Source organism: Pseudofrankia sp. DC12 (assembly GCF_000966285.1).
Lineage (GTDB): Bacteria > Actinomycetota > Actinomycetes > Frankiales > Frankiaceae > Pseudofrankia.
Genome location: NZ_KQ031391.1, coordinates 6,638,321 through 6,653,668, shown reverse-complemented (window position 1 = coordinate 6,653,668; position 15,348 = coordinate 6,638,321). Strand labels below are relative to the sequence as shown.

General features: G+C 75.1%; 11 protein-coding genes. 6 read left to right on the top strand and 5 right to left on the bottom strand.

Annotated features, from left to right (window positions below; genetic code table 11):
- Positions 1–51: 51 nt before the first annotated feature.
- Together FRADC12_RS26920 and FRADC12_RS26915 are read right to left on the bottom strand one after the other, a co-directional pair.
- The gene (locus FRADC12_RS26920; protein WP_084011218.1) at positions 52–1,134 is read right to left on the bottom strand and encodes a tRNA (adenine-N1)-methyltransferase; all 1,083 of its coding nucleotides are present in this window, start codon (positions 1,132–1,134) and stop codon (positions 52–54) included.
- A 223-nt stretch (positions 1,135–1,357) separates the two neighbouring features.
- Positions 1,358–2,515, bottom strand: coding sequence for a site-2 protease family protein (locus tag FRADC12_RS26915; protein WP_045878707.1), 1,158 nt, complete (start codon positions 2,513–2,515; stop codon positions 1,358–1,360).
- Between the two features lie 113 nt (positions 2,516–2,628).
- On the opposite strand from FRADC12_RS26915, the gene FRADC12_RS26910 reads away from it, so the two are divergent.
- The 3 genes from FRADC12_RS26910 (at position 2,629) to FRADC12_RS26900 (ending at position 8,548) form a co-directional block, all read left to right on the top strand.
- Positions 2,629–3,741: a RecB family exonuclease gene (locus FRADC12_RS26910; protein WP_232304074.1), complete on the top strand. Its 1,113-nt coding sequence runs from the start codon at positions 2,629–2,631 to the stop codon at positions 3,739–3,741.
- A gap of 523 nt (positions 3,742–4,264) precedes the next feature.
- The gene (locus tag FRADC12_RS33635) at positions 4,265–5,995 is read left to right on the top strand and encodes an ATP-binding cassette domain-containing protein (RefSeq protein ID WP_232304073.1); all 1,731 of its coding nucleotides are present in this window, start codon (positions 4,265–4,267) and stop codon (positions 5,993–5,995) included.
- A gap of 3 nt (positions 5,996–5,998) precedes the next feature.
- Positions 5,999–8,548, top strand: a complete 2,550-nt coding sequence (locus FRADC12_RS26900) for an ABC transporter permease (RefSeq protein ID WP_045878706.1) — start codon at positions 5,999–6,001, stop codon at positions 8,546–8,548.
- A 328-nt stretch (positions 8,549–8,876) separates the two neighbouring features.
- Here the strand turns inward: FRADC12_RS26900 and FRADC12_RS26895 are convergent, their stop codons facing one another.
- The gene (locus FRADC12_RS26895; protein WP_045878705.1) at positions 8,877–9,728 is read right to left on the bottom strand and encodes a PAC2 family protein; all 852 of its coding nucleotides are present in this window, start codon (positions 9,726–9,728) and stop codon (positions 8,877–8,879) included.
- Between the two features lie 366 nt (positions 9,729–10,094).
- On the opposite strand from FRADC12_RS26895, the gene FRADC12_RS26890 reads away from it, so the two are divergent.
- Positions 10,095–10,892: an HAD family hydrolase gene (locus FRADC12_RS26890; protein WP_084011216.1), complete on the top strand. Its 798-nt coding sequence runs from the start codon at positions 10,095–10,097 to the stop codon at positions 10,890–10,892.
- A 170-nt stretch (positions 10,893–11,062) separates the two neighbouring features.
- Here the strand turns inward: FRADC12_RS26890 and FRADC12_RS26885 are convergent, their stop codons facing one another.
- Together FRADC12_RS26885 and mshC are read right to left on the bottom strand one after the other, a co-directional pair.
- Complete coding sequence (locus FRADC12_RS26885; protein ID WP_045878704.1) at positions 11,063–12,055, bottom strand: hypothetical protein; 993 nt, start codon at positions 12,053–12,055, stop codon at positions 11,063–11,065.
- A 2-nt stretch (positions 12,056–12,057) separates the two neighbouring features.
- Complete coding sequence (gene mshC, locus FRADC12_RS26880) at positions 12,058–13,338, bottom strand: cysteine--1-D-myo-inosityl 2-amino-2-deoxy-alpha-D-glucopyranoside ligase (protein WP_045880300.1); 1,281 nt, start codon at positions 13,336–13,338, stop codon at positions 12,058–12,060.
- A 210-nt stretch (positions 13,339–13,548) separates the two neighbouring features.
- On the opposite strand from mshC, the gene FRADC12_RS26875 reads away from it, so the two are divergent.
- Entirely contained in the window at positions 13,549–14,301 is a 753-nt protein-coding gene (locus FRADC12_RS26875; protein WP_045878703.1) for an MSMEG_4193 family putative phosphomutase, read from the top strand.
- Positions 14,302–14,468: 167 nt separating this feature from the next.
- Positions 14,469–15,329, top strand: coding sequence for an SCO1664 family protein (locus tag FRADC12_RS26870; protein WP_502685290.1), 861 nt, complete (start codon positions 14,469–14,471; stop codon positions 15,327–15,329).
- The last annotated feature ends 19 nt before the right edge of the window (positions 15,330–15,348 follow it).

The window sequence follows — 15,348 nt, the reverse complement described above, 5'->3', positions numbered from 1 at the left end:
AGTTGCCCGGGGCAGGGGGCGTCCGCCTGTCGGGGTGGCCGGCATGAGTCTCTACTCTGCCGTGGCAGGTGTTCCGCCGCCATCCGACGGCCCGGGGCCCGGCTGGTCGACAGCGGGGGCCGGGGCGGCATCGGCGACGGCGACCGCCGCCGGGTCAGGCGCGGGACCATCAACCGCGGAGACGTCGGCGGTCGGCGTGTCGGCGCCGGCCTCGCCGTGGGCGCCCTTGGCGGGGCGCCGGCGCCGGGGAGGCGCGGTGACGCCGTCGGCGAGCCGGCGGGCGGTGACGAGGAACCCGGTGTGGCCGACCATCCGGTGCTCGGGCCGGACCGCCAGGCCGTCGAGGTGCCAGTCGCGCAGCATCGTCTCGAAGGCGTGTGGCTCGGCGAACGCGCCGTGCTCGCGCAGCGCCTCACAGGTCCGCGACAGCTGGGTCGCGGTGGCGACGTAGGCGCACAGCACGCCGCCGGGGACCAGCGCCGCCGCCGCCGTGGGCAGCACCTCCCACGGGGCGAGCATGTCGAGCACGACCCGGTCCATGTCGGTCTCGGCCGCCTCGGCGAGGTCGCCGACGTGCAGCCTGTGCGCGGGATGCGGGGCGCCGAAGAACGCCTCGATGTTGCGCTGGGCGACAGCGGCGAAGTCGGCCCGGCGTTCGTAGGAGACCAGCAGGCCGCGCTCGCCGACGGCGCGCAGCAGCGAGCAGGCGAGCGCCCCGGAGCCGACACCGGCCTCCAGTACGCGGGCGCCGGGGAAGACGTCGGCGTAGCCGACGATCATCGCCGCGTCCTTGGGGTAGACGACGGCGGCGCCGCGCGGCATCGCCAGGACGAAGTCGGCGAGCAGCGGGCGCAGCGCGAGGTACGGCGTCTTCCCGGTGGAGGTGACGACGATGCCCTCGGGCTGGCCGATGAGCTCGTCGTGGGCGAGCGCGCCGCGGTGGGTGTGGAACTGCTTGCCAGGCTCCAGCAGGACGGTGTGCTTGCGGCCCTTGGGGTCGGTGAGCTGCACGCGGTCCCCCTTGGCGAACGGCCCCCGCCGCCGCGCCGCCTCCCCCGTCGCGGGCGGGGTGGCGAACGCGGCCTCCGCCTCCGGGTGCTCGTCGAGGGCGCGGTCGGTCTCGTCGGGGGTCACGCTTTCCGGGGTCCTTCCAGGCAGGTGGGAGTCCCGGTGGCCGCCGGCCGGTGCGGGACAAGGGCGAACGGTCGCGACAGTTCGGGCGTCCGCCGTCCCGGCAGGTTACCGGCTCGCGACGCCCCGGCGTCGCCGCGGGCCGGCCCGCGGGCGAGCCGCGGCGGGACGTCGAGGCGGGGCCCGACAGTCCTCGGCCTGGCGCCGCGGCCGGCGGGCGGCGCTGCTACTTGCGGGCCATCCGCGCCGCGGCGTTGCGGTTGAGGCGCGCGACGAGGTCGACCAGGACGAGCACCCCGACGGGACGGCCGTCCTGGACGACGAGGTACTCGGGAGCCTGGTGGCGCCGGACGTGGTCGAGCAGCTCCTCGCCGGCCAGGTCGGCGTCGAGGATCATCGTGGGTTCGATGGTCCGGCTGACGTCGGCGATCCCGACCCAGGGCCGGCGGTGCTCGGGCAGCGCGTCGACGGATGCCCCATTCATGATCATCCGTGGGCTGCCGCTGGCGTCGACGACCGCGATGGCGGTCGCGCCGGCCTGCTGGGCGGCCCGCAGCGCCTCGGCGAGCGGTACCGAGCTCTCCGCCGGCAGCGTCTTGCGGATCAGCCGGCCGGCCCGCAGCTCCGGCAGCTTCTCCCGCAGGTCGGCCGCGCGCAGCGACTGGTAGGCGCCGAAGCCGACGAACCCGGCCAGCGCCAGCATGTAGAGGTTGCTGAAGCTGTTGGCCGGCCGCAAGACCGTGTAGGCGACGATCGCGGCGGCGACGACGAAGCCACCGTAGGCGCCGGCCCGCAGCCCGCGCAGGCGGTTGCGGGTCAGCCCCCAGACGGCGGCGGCGAGCACCCCGCCACCGTCCAGCGGCAGGCCGGGCGCGAGATTGAGCACGAACAGGGCGAGGTTCAGCCAGCCGAGGTCCCACAGCACGGCGCCGAGCGAGGTGTGCGTCGAGACGCCCTGCAGGACGGCGAAGCACAGCCCACCGAGCAGCCCGTTGACGAGCGGCCCCGAGAAGGAGACGACGAACTGCCGGCTCGCGGTCTGCGGCTCCTTCTCGTGCTCGGTGAAACCGGCGAAGCCGTGCACGGTGACCGCGCGGACCCGCAGCCCGAACCGCTCGGCCGTCACCGCGTGCCCGATCTCGTGCAGGACGATCGAGCCGATGTACCCGACCGCGGTGATCACCGCGAGCAGCAGGATGTGGGAGTCGCTGGCCTCGGGCAGCCGGCTTCGCTGCCAGTTCTGGGCCAGCGAGGCAATCAGGACGCCGAAGACGAGGGCGAGCGGCGAGAGGTAGATCGGGACGCCGCGGACCCGCCCGATGCGCAGCCCCGGCGGACGAGCCGCCGGTGTGTTCGGGCCCGATGGGTCCGACTGGTCAACCATGACCTCGATGCTACGGACAGTTTCGAATGCGGTCCCATCGCTCCGGCGGATCCTTAGCATCCGCTCAGGCCCCGGGGCACCGATTGTCGTACCCGGCCCCTAGGGTCCGTGTCATGACGACCACAGCCACTGGCCTCGCAGTTGAGGCCAGCACGGCCGTTGAGGCCAGCACGGCCGTTGAGGCCAGCACCGCGCCTGAGGCCGGCGCCGGGTCCGGGGCCAGCACCGCCGTCGAGGCCAGCGCGGGCCCGGGGTCGCCGGCCGAGGCCCGGCCGCGGTCCGGTGAAACCGGCCACGGAACCTCGCCCGCGGGCGAGGTTCCCGGCGGTGGCGCCTCCGCCGTCGTGGGTGACGCGGCGGCGGGCCAGCGGTACGTCGGGTCGCTGTCGCCGTCCCGGGCGGCCGACTTCGTCAGCTGCCCGCTGAAGTACCGGTTCCGGGTGGTGGACCGGCTGCCGGAGCCGCCGAGCCCGGCCGCGGCCCGGGGGACGATGGTGCACGCGGTGCTGGAGCGGCTGTTCGACCTGCCGCCGGCCAGCCGGACGCCGGCGGCCGCGGCGGAGCTGCTCCCGGCGGCCTGGGCGGGCCTGCTGGCCCGCGAGCCCGAGCTGGCCGGGATGTTCGCCGACGGCGAAGCGCTGCAGGAGTGGCTGGCCTCAGCCCGGGAGCTGCTGGCCGGCTACTTCGCGTTGGAGGACCCGCGCCGGCTGGCGCCGGCGGCCCGGGAGCTCTACGTCGAGCATGTGCTCGCCTCGGGGCTGCGGCTGCGGGGCTATGTCGACCGGCTGGACGAGGCGACGACGCCGGACGGCCTGGCGCTGCGGGTCGTCGACTACAAGACGGGGCGCTCCCCCGGTCCGGCGTTCGAGGGGACCGCGCTGTTCCAGATGCGCTTCTACGCGCTGCTGCTGTGGCGGATCCGGGGCGTCGTACCACGCGAGCTGCGGCTGTACTACCTCGGGGACCGGACCTGGCTGCGGGTCACTCCCGACGAGTCGGACCTGCTGGCGACCGAGCGGCGGGTCCAGGCGCTGTGGGCCGCGATCGACCGGGCGCACCGCACCGGAGACTGGCGGGCGACCCCGAGCAAGCTGTGCGGCTGGTGCGACCACCAGTCGCGCTGCCCGGCGTTCGGCGGCACGCCGCCGCCGCTGCCGACCCCGGCGGGGGCGGCCGGCCCGCTCATCGACGACGCCGACCCGGCCGTCTGCGAGGCCGCCGGCTGACGGCAGGGCGACGAGGATTCGCACAGCGCCTGGCGAGTTGCTCCTTTGGTTCGGTCAGGCACGATACGTAGGTGTCGCACGCCCTTGACCTGGTGGTCAGAACTGTCCGGTGATCGGCAGTGACCCACGGCTACCACGGTGCTGTCAGTTTCGCAGCCGTCACTGGCGTTGCGCCGGTCCGTGCTGGATCATGCGGATTGCCGCGTACCGGGTCCGCGCGCCCGGGGCACGAGGATGCCGCGGCCCGGCCAGAGCCGTGGGGCCGCGTCCCGGCCGGAGGGCGGCCCGCGGACCGGCGGGCGCCGGCCGCCGCGGCGCTGACCGGCCAGGCGGGTGCGGGGCTTTCGGCGGAATCGGGCACGATGCGTAGATATGGCAACGTCCCGTCGCACCGGCGCAGGCCGCCCACGGTGACCGTCCGGGTGGCGGGGGGCGGCATCCGCGGCATCCGCATGCCAACCAAATGGGAGAGCAGCGCGTCCGACAGCCTGGCGGTTCTCGAGTCGGTGGGAAGGGAAGGCCCATGAGCCCCATGCGCGGACAAGCCGCCGACGACCGGGGCGACCCCCGCTCGGGTATGTCCGGCCTCGCCGCGCGGGCCGAGCGGGTCACCAAGGTGTACGGCGCCGGGGACACCGAGGTCGCGGCGCTGCGCGGCATCGACCTGGACTTCCCGCGGGGGCGGTTCACCGCGATCATGGGCCCGTCCGGGTCGGGCAAGTCGACGCTGATGCACTGCCTGGCCGGGCTGGACACCATCTCCGGCGGCCGGGTGCTCATCGGTGACGTGGACCTCTCGCGGCTGTCCGACCGGCAGCTCACCCAGCTGCGCCGCGACCGGATCGGCTTCATCTTCCAGCAGTACAACCTGCTGCCGACGCTGACCGCCGCGGAGAACATCACGCTGCCGCTGGACATCGCCGGGCGGCGGGCGGACAAGAAGTGGATGAAGGTCGTCGTCGACGCGGTCGGCCTCGCGCCGCGGCTGAACCACCGGCCGACGGAGCTGTCGGGCGGCCAGCAGCAGCGGGTCGCCTGCGCCCGGGCGCTGATCACCCGGCCGGACATCATCTTCGGCGACGAGCCGACCGGCAACCTGGACAGCACGTCGGGCGCCGAGGTGCTGTCGTTCCTGCAGGACTCGGTCCGCGAGCTCGGCCAGACGGTTGTCATGGTCACCCACGACGCGAAGGCCGCCTCCTACGCCGACGAGGTGATCTTCCTGGCGGACGGGCGGATCGTCGACACGATGCTGCGCCCGACGGCGGACGCGGTGCTCGACCGGATGAAGAACCTGGACCGGCCGGCCGGTGGCCGCGGCGCCAGGCGGCCCACCTCACCGCCGCCGCGGGGCTCCGAGCGTGACCAGGGCCGGGACCGCGCCGGCTGGGACGACGAGGACGGCGCCCGGCGCCGGGTGCCGACCGGGCCGGGCGGGCGGCGCGCGACCGGCCCGGGCGCGGCTCGGGTACCGACGGGCGGCCAGCCCGCGCGCCGGCGCCCCACGGGCGGCGAGCCGGCCGGTGGCCGGGGCGCCTACCGACCCGACGGCGACCTCGCCGCCGGTGGCCGGGGCACGCCGGCCCGGCGCGACACCGGCGGCACGCGCGGCCAGCGTCCGGCGCCGGGCCGCGGGTTCCCGGCGGACGAGACCAGCGAGCTCCCGCCGGGCCGCCGCGACACCGGCGGCTACCCGCCGCGGCGCGAAACCGGCGGGGCGGAACCGCGCCGGGGCGCCACCGGCGGCGCGGCGGCCCGGCGCGGTACCACGGGCGGTACGGCGGCGCGGCGCGCCCAGCCCACGGCCACGCCGGTCGCTCCCTACCCTTCGGCCCAGGACACCGGTGAGTACCCGGCCGGCGCCGACGGCTACCCGCCCGCGCGCGACGACGCCGGCGGCCGGCGCGGCGGCTACCCACGCGGCGCCGACGGCTACGGCCCGGCCGGCGACGGCCGCTACGCCGACGACGGCTACGGCCCCGAAGGCGGGTACGCCGAGGGCGGCTACGCCGACGAGCCCGCCGCTGGGGGCTACCCGACCGGTGGCTACGGCGGCGAGCCGGACCGGTACGGCCCGGCGGTCGAGGTCACCGGTGGCTACGACCACCCGAACGGCTACCACCAGCCCGGCGGCTACGACACCCCGAACGGCCGGGGCGGCCCGCGGCGGGGCCGCGAGGACGCCGGGTGGCGCGACGACGAGCCCGACGGCGACTATGAGGCCGGCGGCTACCCGACCGGCCGCTGGAGGTAGGCGATGCTGCGCGCCACGCTGCGCAGCCTGTTCGCGCGCAAGCTGCGGCTGCTGCTGTCCGCGCTGGCCGTCGTGCTGGGCGTCAGCTTCGTCGCCGGCACGCTGGTCCTCACGGACACTCTCAACGCCACGTTCAACTCGTCGTTCGCCGACCAGACCAAGAACGTCGCCGTCGCCGTCCGCGGGGTCAACCACGTCGCGACCGGCGACACGGCGGAACGGGCGCTGCTACCGGCGTCGTTGGAGACCGATCTGAAGACGAAGGTCGCTGGCGTCGCCGACGCCGTCGGCCAGGTCAGGGGGCCCGCCAGGCTGGTCGGCCCGAGCGGTGACGTGATCAAGAACGGCACGGCGTCCGCGGACGGGATCAACTGGACCGGTGACCGGCCGACCTCGGTGGAGCGGATCGCCACCGGCCGGGCGCCGAAGGCGACCGACGAGATCGCCGTCGACAAGGGCACCGCCGACCGGGAGCGGCTGCGGATCGGCGACCACCTCCTGGTGCTGGCGACGGCGGGGAAGCTGAACCCGAACGAGCGGTTCACTCTGGTCGGCACCTTTCGCATCGGTGGGCAGGACAGCCCTGCCGGCGCGATGGTCACTGCGTTCTGGACGCCCGACGCGCAGCGGCTGATGACGCTGCCGAACACGTTCACCGCGATCTACCTCGCGGCGAAGCCGGGGGTGACCGAGCAGGAGCTGGCCGCACAGGTCACGGCTTCGGGGGCGCTGCCGAAGGGCTACGAGGCGGTCACCGGCACGCAGCTCGCTTCGGAGCACGCCGACACGGTGAAGCAGGGGCTGTCGTTCCTGTCGACCATGTTGCTGATCTTCGCGGGGATCTCACTGTTCGTCGGCGCGTTCATCATCTTCAACACCTTCACGATGCTGGTCGCCCAGCGGGTCCGGGAGCTGGCGCTGCTGCGGGCGCTCGGCGCGAGCCGCCGCCAGGTGCGGGTGTCGGTGCAGGTCGAGGCCGCGTTGGTGGGGGTCGTCGGCTCGACGATCGGCCTGGTCGCCGGGGTGTCGCTCGCGCACCTGCTGCACGCGGCGATGGCGGCGTTCGGCATCCTGCTGCCGCCGGGCGGGACGGTGTTCCGGGCCCGCACGGCGGTCGTCGCCTACGCCGTCGGGGTGCTGGTCACGTCGGCGGCGGCCGTCGTCCCGGCGTACAAGGCGGCGACAGTGCCGCCGATCGCGGCGCTGCGGGACACGTACACGATCCCGGCCCGGTCGCTGCGCACCCGGGCCGCCGCGGGGACGGCGGGCGCCGCGCTGGGCGCGGCCATGGTCGTCTACGGCCTGTCAAGGTCGGGCGGGGCCGGTCTGGTCGGCGCCGGCGCGGCGGCGATCTTCCTGGGGGTCGCGGCGCTCTCGCCGGTGCTGGCCCGGCCGGCGACCCGGCTGATCGGGGCGGCGCTGCCGGGGCTGTTCGGGGTGCCCGGCCGGATCGGCCTGCAGAACGCGATGCGCAACCCGCGCCGCACCTCGGCGACCGCGTCCGCGCTGATGATCGGCCTGGCACTGGTCAGCGCCTTCGCGATCTTCGGCCAGTCGATCAAGGAATCGGTGCACGACACCGTCTCGGGCAGCCTGCGGGCCGACTACTTCATCACTTCCACAGACCCCAACGGTTTCAGTGACTCGGTCGCCCAGACGGTCGCCGGCGTGAACGGGGTCGCGAAGAGCGGGGTCGTGCCGATCCACGGCGGCCAGGTCTCGATCGAGGGGCTCAAAGGCCAGGCGGACGTACTGGCCGCGGACCCGGTGGCCGTCACGTCGGTGTTCGCGCTGAAGACGACCGCCGGGCAGGTCACCGTCGGCGAGGGACAGATCGCGATGGACGCCACCGAGGCGAGCAGCCTGCATCTGAGCGTCGGCCAGCCAGTGCACGTCACGTTCGGGACGACGGGAGCGACGACGCTGACCCTCGCGGGCACCTTCACCGGCAGCACGCTGGTGAAGTACCTGGTGTCGACCACGGAGTGGGCCAAGCACACCTCGAACACCGCGGACTCGATGGTGCTCGTCAAACGGATGCCCGGAGCCGACCCGGCGGCGGTCTTCGCGGCACTGCAGAAGGTGGTCAAGCCGTTCCACCTGACACTGACCGACCAGAGCGGGTTCGTCGCCGAGCAGGAGAAGACCGTCGACCAGCTCATCGGCCTGGTCTACGTGCTGCTGGCCCTGGCCGTGGTGATCGCGCTGTTCGGCATCGTGAACACGCTGGCCCTCTCGGTGATCGAGCGGACCAGGGAGATCGGGCTGCTGCGCGCGGTCGGGCTGCGCCGCGGCCAGATGTGGCTGGTCATCGTGCTGGAGTCGGTGGTGATCGCGCTGTTCGGGGCGACGCTCGGCGTCGGCGTCGGCAGCTTCCTCGGCTGGGCCCTCGTCTCCGCGCTGAAGAGCCAGGGCATCACGACGTTCGCCTACCCGGTGACGACAATCGTCGGCGTCCTGATCCTCGGCGGCGTCCTGGGCGTCATCGCCGCGCTCGCTCCCGCTCTGCGGGCCGCCCGGATGAACGTCCTACGCGCCATCTCCACCGCTTGAGGCCGTCGGCCGGAACGGGCGCGAAGCGCCCGCCGACCGACGGCCGGCCGGGCGCTGAGCGCCCGCCAAACGCCTGATGCCCGTCAGCCGGGAAACCCGAGGGGCCGCGCTGTCCGGGGGCCGGCACCTTGGCCGGGTGGCGGAGCATCGGCGACCGGTTCCGGCTACGCGAGACGCGAGACGCGAGACGCGACCAAGCTACCGGCCCTGGATCGGGCCGGCCCAAATCCTTCACGCCGGCCCCGCTACAGCGTGAGCGAGGGCGCCCAGCGCCCGAAGCAGGCAAGTCGGCCGCAGGGCGCTCAGCGCCCGGTTCCGGCCGACTGCCTTAGCTGCCGGCGGAGCCTCGGCGGCGCAGGTAGCGCTCGAACTCGCGGGCGATCGCGTCGCCGGAGGCCTCGGGCAGCGCGGTCTCCGGCTCGCGGGACTCCAGCGAGCGGACGTACTCGGCAACCTCGCTGTCGCCGGCGGCCAGCTCGTCGACCTGCCGCTCCCACTGGCGGGCGCGCTCGGGCAGGTCCCCGAGCGGGATCTCCAGGTCGAGCAGGTCCTCGACCCGGCGCAGCAACGCGAGCGTCGCCTTCGGGCACGGCGGGTTCGCCACGTAGTGCGGGACGGCCGCCCAGAAGGACACGCTCGCGAGCTCCGCGCGGGCGCAGGCGTCCGAGAACACGCCGACGATGCCAGTTGGGCCTTCGTACCGGGACGCCTCCAGGCCGAGGCGGGCCGCGGTCGCCGGGTCGCCGGCGGTGCCGCTGATCGGCACCGGCCGGGTGTGCGGCGAGTCCGCCAGCAGCGCCCCGAGGGTGACGACCATGTCGGCACCGAGCGCGTGCACCGCCTCGATCAGCTCGTCGGTGAAGCCGCGCCACCGCATGTTCGGCTCCAGGCCGCGGATGAGCACCAGGTCGGTGTCCGACTTCGGCGGGCGGGCGACCGACAGCCGCGTCGTCGGCCACGAGATCTTCCGGGCCACGCCCTCGACGCCACTCACCGTCGGGCGGTTGACCTGGAAGTCGTAGTAGTCGTCCGGGTCGATGGCGCCGATCACCCGGGCGCCGTAGATCGTCTCCAGATGCTCCACCGCCGCGGAGCTTGCGTCGGCCGCGTCGTTCCACCCCTCAAAGGCGGCGACCACGACCGGCGACCGGAGCTGCCCGACCCCGGAGAACTCGATCACCTACCACCTCCCGCCGCCGGCCGGCGGCTCTCGTGACAGAGCCACCGTACGTCTTCCCGGCTGTTCTGCCCGAGGAGAGGCCAGTATCCCCCGGGATCGGACGAATGCGCCCACTGGCGGGCGTTTCTGGCCCGGGCGCGTCGCAGCCGAGCGGGCGCCCCGGTCAAGTCTGCCGCGCCGGCTCCGGTCACGCCGCGCTGACAGACCGGTATGGCTGGCTCGTCCTGGACACGCGCCCGAAAGGCCCGATATGTCCACTCTTCAAGCCGCGGTCCGCGGGCCCGCGCCGGGGTGAGGCCGGTCATAGGGCGGCGGCAGGTGCCGTCGATAGGCTCGCGGGGTGCGCCTCACCCTGGTCGACGCCCTGTGACCGCTGCCGGGACGGCGGCCCGCCCGGCCGCCGTGCTGCTGGACATGGACGGCCTGCTGGTCGACACCGAGCACCTGTGGACGATCTCCGAGGTGGAGCTGGCCGCGCAATATGGCCGGGAGTTCACGCCGCGGATGAAGCAGGCGATGGTCGGCCACGGCGTCGACACCGCGGTGCCGATGATGCTGTCGATGCTGGGCGTCGACGCGGACCCCGCCGAGGCGGCCCGGTTCCTGCTGGAGCGCACCGTCGAGCTGTTCCGCACCCCCGGCCTGGTCGAGCGCCGGCCCGGGGCGCCCGAGCTGCTGGCCCGGCTGTCGGCGGCGGGCCTGGCGACCGCGCTGGTGTCGTCGTCGTTCCGGTCGCTGATGGACCCGGTGCTCGACAACCTCGGCCGGGAGTTCTTCACCGTCACCGTGGCCGGCGACGAGGTCGCCCGGCGCAAGCCGTACCCGGACCCGTACCTGGTCGCCACCGCCGCGCTCGACGTCGACCCGGTCCGCTGCGTGGTGCTGGAGGACAGCACGACGGGGGCGCTCGCCGGCCTGCGGGCCGGCTGCGTGACGGTCCTGGTGCCGTCGATGCCGGACCTGCCGACCCTCGCCGAGGTCGCCGCCAGCACAGAGGCCGCGCTCGGTACGGGGACGGTCCCGGCCGGATCCGCGCCGGAGGCCCGGCTGGGGCCCGGGTCCGCCGACACCGCCGAGCTCGCCGGGCGCCTGCTGCGCACCGAGACGCTGCACGACGTGACGCTGGACTTCCTCGCCGCACTGGTGCCCGCCGCCGCGAGCTAGAGGCGTCATAGCCAGGGCCTGTTCTTCGCCTTGGCCCGTTCACACCGTCCGGCGGTTGCGAGACGGCTGCGAAGACGGCCCAGGAGCGCCGAAACAGCGAGGTGGCTCGGCGAAGCCGGGGCGGTCGGACGGGAGCCGACCTGGCCGGCGCCAGCTGGCGGTGGCGACGGCTAAGGGGCGGGCTCGACGTCGGCGACGATCTCGACGTCGATGATCTCCTGGTCCGCCTCGCGCGACGGGCCTGCCGGTGGGCTGACCGGCGGCGCCTCGACCGGGTACAGCTCACCGTCCAGGACATCGGCGCCGGCCGGGAACGCGCCGTGTGGCGCGCGCCGCCGGCCGCCGGCTCCGGGCTGAGGGCTGCCGCCCGCCGCGGCGGCTCGTGTGGCCCCGGCGGCGGCCGGACGGGAGGGCGCGTCTTGAGGCGGCGGGGCGGCGGGCTCGGGACCGGCGGCCGCCTGCCGGTGGGCGTACGAACCGGTGGTGGCACGCGACCCGGCGGCCCGCGGGTCCGCGACGCGCGGGTCCGCGACGCGCGGGTCCGCGGGTCGCGCATCCGCAGCTCGCGGGTCGGCCCCGGTGCTGGCCAGCTGGGCGACTGTGCGCTCGAAGTCGCCGGAGCCGACCATGCCGCGCAGCCGCAGCAGCGCGCCGAGCAGCTCACCCTGCTGGCGGCGCACCGCCTCCAGCGACGCCGTCGCCTCGGCGATCTTCGCCTCGAGGTCCTCGTGCCGCTCCTCGGCCAGCCGGCGGGCCTCGGCGGCGGCCTCGGCGAGCAGCTTGTCGGCCTGCTTGCGGGCCTCCTGGACGATCGGGTGCGTCGCGCCGGCGTCGCGGACCGCGTCGTAGAGGGTCTGCTCGGCGGCCAGCCGGGCGCCCCCGACGATCTCGTCGCCCATCTGCTGGGCGATCGCGAGCATCCGGCCGATCCGGACTCCGGCCTGCGCCGGGTCGGTCAGCACGTCGGCGGAGCGCCGGTCCCGCTCGTGGCGCAGCGCCGCCTCCGCCGCGGCGACCCGCGCGGTCAGGTCCGCGCAGTAGCGCCACAGCGCCTTGACGTACCCGTCGACCTGCGCGGGGTCGTAGCCGCGCGCGACCAGGTCGAATTCGGCGCGCGGCGCGGCCGGCCCGTCCCCGGGCGGGTCGCGGTGACCCTGCGCCATCGTCAGCTCCCGTTCGTGTCTACTTTTCCAAGGTCTACACCGAGCAGCGCGTCGACGAGCAGCCGGGTCATTCCTGGCGCGGCCGTGTCGGCGTCGTCGGCGCCGTCAAGTGCCGTGGTGGCCCAGCGGTCGACGGCGGCGAGCGCCGTCGGCGTGTCCAGGTCGGTGGCCACCGCGGCCCGCACGTCGGCGAGCAGCCTGCCCGCGTCCGGGCCGGCTGGCCGGGCGACGGCGGCGCGCCAGCGGCCCAGCCGGGACTCGGCGGCGGCCAGCTCGGCCGGCGTCCACTCCCAGTCGTCCCGGTGGGAATGGGCCAGCAGCGCCAGCCGGATCGCCGCCGGCGCGACGCCTCGGCCGCGCAGCCGGGAGACGAACTCCAGGTTGCCGCGCGACTTCGACATCTTGTGCCCGTCGAGGCCGACCATGCCGGTATGGACGTACCGGCGGGCGAAAGGGTTGTGGCCGGTGGCGACCTCGGCGTGCGCCGAGGAGCACTCGTGGTGCGGGAACACCAGGTCCCCGCCGCCGCCCTGGACGTCGATGACGTCGCCCAGGTAGCGCCGGGCGATCGCCGCGCACTCGATGTGCCAGCCGGGCCGGCCCGGGCCGAACGGCGACGGCCAGCTGGGCTCACCGGGCCGCTCGGCCCGCCACAGCAGCGGGTCGAGCGGGTCCTTCTTGCCGCGCCGGTCCGGGTCACCGCCGCGCTCGGCGGACAGCGCCCGCATCGCGGCCGCGTCCAGGCCCGAGACGTAGCCGAACCGGGGAGCGGCGGCCACGGAGAAGTAGACGTCGCCGTCGAGGGCGTAGGTCGCGCCGGCCGAGACGAGCTCGGCGGCCATCTCGACGATCAGCGGGATGGCCTCGACGACGCCGACGTAGTGGTCTGGTGGCAGCACCCGCAGCGCGGCCATGTCGGCGCGGAACAGGTCGGTCTCCCGCTCGGCGACGTCGGTCCAGTCGAGGCCGTCGCGGGCGGCCCGCTCCAGCAGCGGGTCGTCGACGTCGGTGACGTTCTCGACGAACCGGACCCGGTAGCCTGCGTCGCGCAGCGCCCGGTTCAGCAGGTCGTAGGTGACGTAGGTGAACGCGTGGCCCAGGTGGGTCGCGTCGTACGGGGTGATGCCGCACACGTACAGCGACACCGACGGCCCGGCGGGGCCCTCCGCGGCGGGCAGCTCCGGCCCGACCGGCTCCAGCCGGCCCGCCGAGGTGTCGAACAGGCGCGGCCGCTGACCCCGTCCGGGGAGGGTCGGAAGGGGACAGGCTGGCCAGGACCGCATGTCAGCCAGCGTAACCGGGGCCGGGAGCTGGCCGGGGCACTCCGGGCAGGCCGCGATCAAGCCGGCGCGCCGGCGGATTTCGGCCCGGGCCGAGGCCGTGTGCCTGGCCGGGCCGAGGGGCACCGCGCGACCGCCCCGGCCGGCGGGGCCGGTCGGTACGGTGAGGTCCCCGGACGGCCCGCGGCCGGGGGCGGACTCGGGAGGCACGCGGTGACGACAGTGCTGCTGGTACGGCATGGGCTCACCGCGCTGACGGGCAAGCTGCTGCTCGGCTGGACCCCCGGGGTCGGGCTGGACGAGCGCGGCCTGGCACAGGCCAGGGCGGTCGCCGGCCGGCTGGCGAAGGTGCCGCTGGACGCCGTCGTGTCCAGCCCGCTGGACCGCTGCGCGCAGACCGCCGCCGAGATCGCCGCCGTGGGCCCGGGCGGGGCGGCGCGCCCCGCCGTCGAGCTGGACGACCGGATCGGCGAGTGCCACTACGGCGACTGGACCGGCCAGGAGCTGGCGGTGCTGGCGAAGGACCCGCTGTGGAAGGTCGTCCAGGCCCATCCGAGCGCGGTGACGTTCCCCGGCCCGCGGGGCGAGGCGCTGCGCGACACCCAGGCCCGCGGGGTCGCCGCCGTCCGCGACTGGAACGCCCGGCTCGGGCCGGACGCCACCTGGCTGCTGTGCTCGCACGGCGACGTCATCCGGGCGATCGTCACCGACGCGCTCGGCATGCACCTGGACATGTACCACCGGGTCAACGTCGACCCCTGCTCGCTGACGGTGATCCGCTACACCGAGACCCGGCCGTTCGTGCTGCGGGTCAACGACCTCGGTGGCACCGTCGACGACCTGCTCCCGAAGCCCAAGGAGGCGGTCGCGCCGGAGGCCGCGGACGAGGCGAGCACCGGGGCGGCTGACGGCGCGGCGAGCGACTCGGTCGTCGGTGGCGGCGCGGGTGTCTTCAGCCCGGCCTGACGCCGTGACCCGCGGCGGCGCCCTCGCCCCGGGCAGCCGATGCGGGGACGGTCTTCCCGTTCGGCCCGATGCCGCCGGGGCGGTCCCGACGGCCGGGCCGGCGGGCGCGCGGAGTGCGTCTCGTCACAGCTGTGAAGATCCCCAGGCAAGGGCGGGAAACTAGGCCGGTGGACCCAGCAGTGAGTGGCCCCGCCTCCGCGGCCCGCGGTGGCGGCGCCGGCCGCGCTCCTGACGAGACCGCCTCGGACCCGGTCCTGCCGGTAGCGCGAGGCGGATCGGCCGGCCGGTCCTGCCTCGAGCCGAGCGACGCCGGCGGCCTGGACGCGGCCGGCGCTCTCGCCCTGCTGGCGACCGGGGAGATCTCGGTCGAGGGCCGCCTGGTCGAGGCGAGCAACGCCACCCTGTTCTGCGCGATCAGCGGCGGCGGCGTCGAGGCCCGCTGCGTGTACAAGCCGGTGCGCGGCGAGCGGCCGCTGTGGGACTTCCCCGACGGGACGCTCGCCGCCCGGGAGGTCGCCGCCTACGCGCTGTCCGAGCAGCTCCGCGCCGGCCTGGTCCCCCCGACGGTGCTGCGCGACGGGCCGTTCGGCACCGGCATGGCCCAGCTGTGGATCGACGTCGACGAGACGGTCGACGTCGTGCGGATGGTGCAGAGCGGTGACCGGCGGCTGCGCCGGATCGCGCTGTTCGACGCGGTCATCAACAACGCCGACCGCAAGGGCTGCCACCTGCTGCCAGCCCCATCCGGCCGGGTCTACGCGATCGACCATGGGGTGAGCTTCCACGGCGAGGACAAGCTGCGGACCGTGCTGTGGAACTGGCGGGGCAAGCGGTTCGACGGGGCCGAGCGGGCGCTGCTCGACGAGCTGGCGGCCGCGCTGGCCGGCCCGTTCGGCGAGCGGCTCGACGACCTGCTCACCCGCGCCGAGGTCGCTGCCCTGACCGCCCGGATCGACCGGCTGCGCGCCGACGGCCGTTTCCCGCAGCCGTCCGACGACTGGCCGCCGATTCCCTGGCCCCCGTTCTAGCCGTCCCGTCACGCGGTCA

Excerpts from the sequence above, each read along its gene's own strand:
- FRADC12_RS26900 (WP_045878706.1), top strand. The coding sequence starts at position 5,999 with ATGCTGCGCGCCACGCTGCGCAGCCTGTTCGCGCGCAAGCTGCGGCTG.
- mshC (WP_045880300.1), bottom strand. The coding sequence starts at position 13,338 with ATGCGGTCCTGGCCAGCCTGTCCCCTTCCGACCCTCCCCGGACGGGGT.
- FRADC12_RS33635 (WP_232304073.1), top strand. The coding sequence starts at position 4,265 with ATGAGCCCCATGCGCGGACAAGCCGCCGACGACCGGGGCGACCCCCGC.
- FRADC12_RS26910 (WP_232304074.1), top strand. The coding sequence starts at position 2,629 with ATGACGACCACAGCCACTGGCCTCGCAGTTGAGGCCAGCACGGCCGTT.
- FRADC12_RS26915 (WP_045878707.1), bottom strand. The coding sequence starts at position 2,515 with ATGGTTGACCAGTCGGACCCATCGGGCCCGAACACACCGGCGGCTCGT.
- FRADC12_RS26885 (WP_045878704.1), bottom strand. The coding sequence starts at position 12,055 with ATGGCGCAGGGTCACCGCGACCCGCCCGGGGACGGGCCGGCCGCGCCG.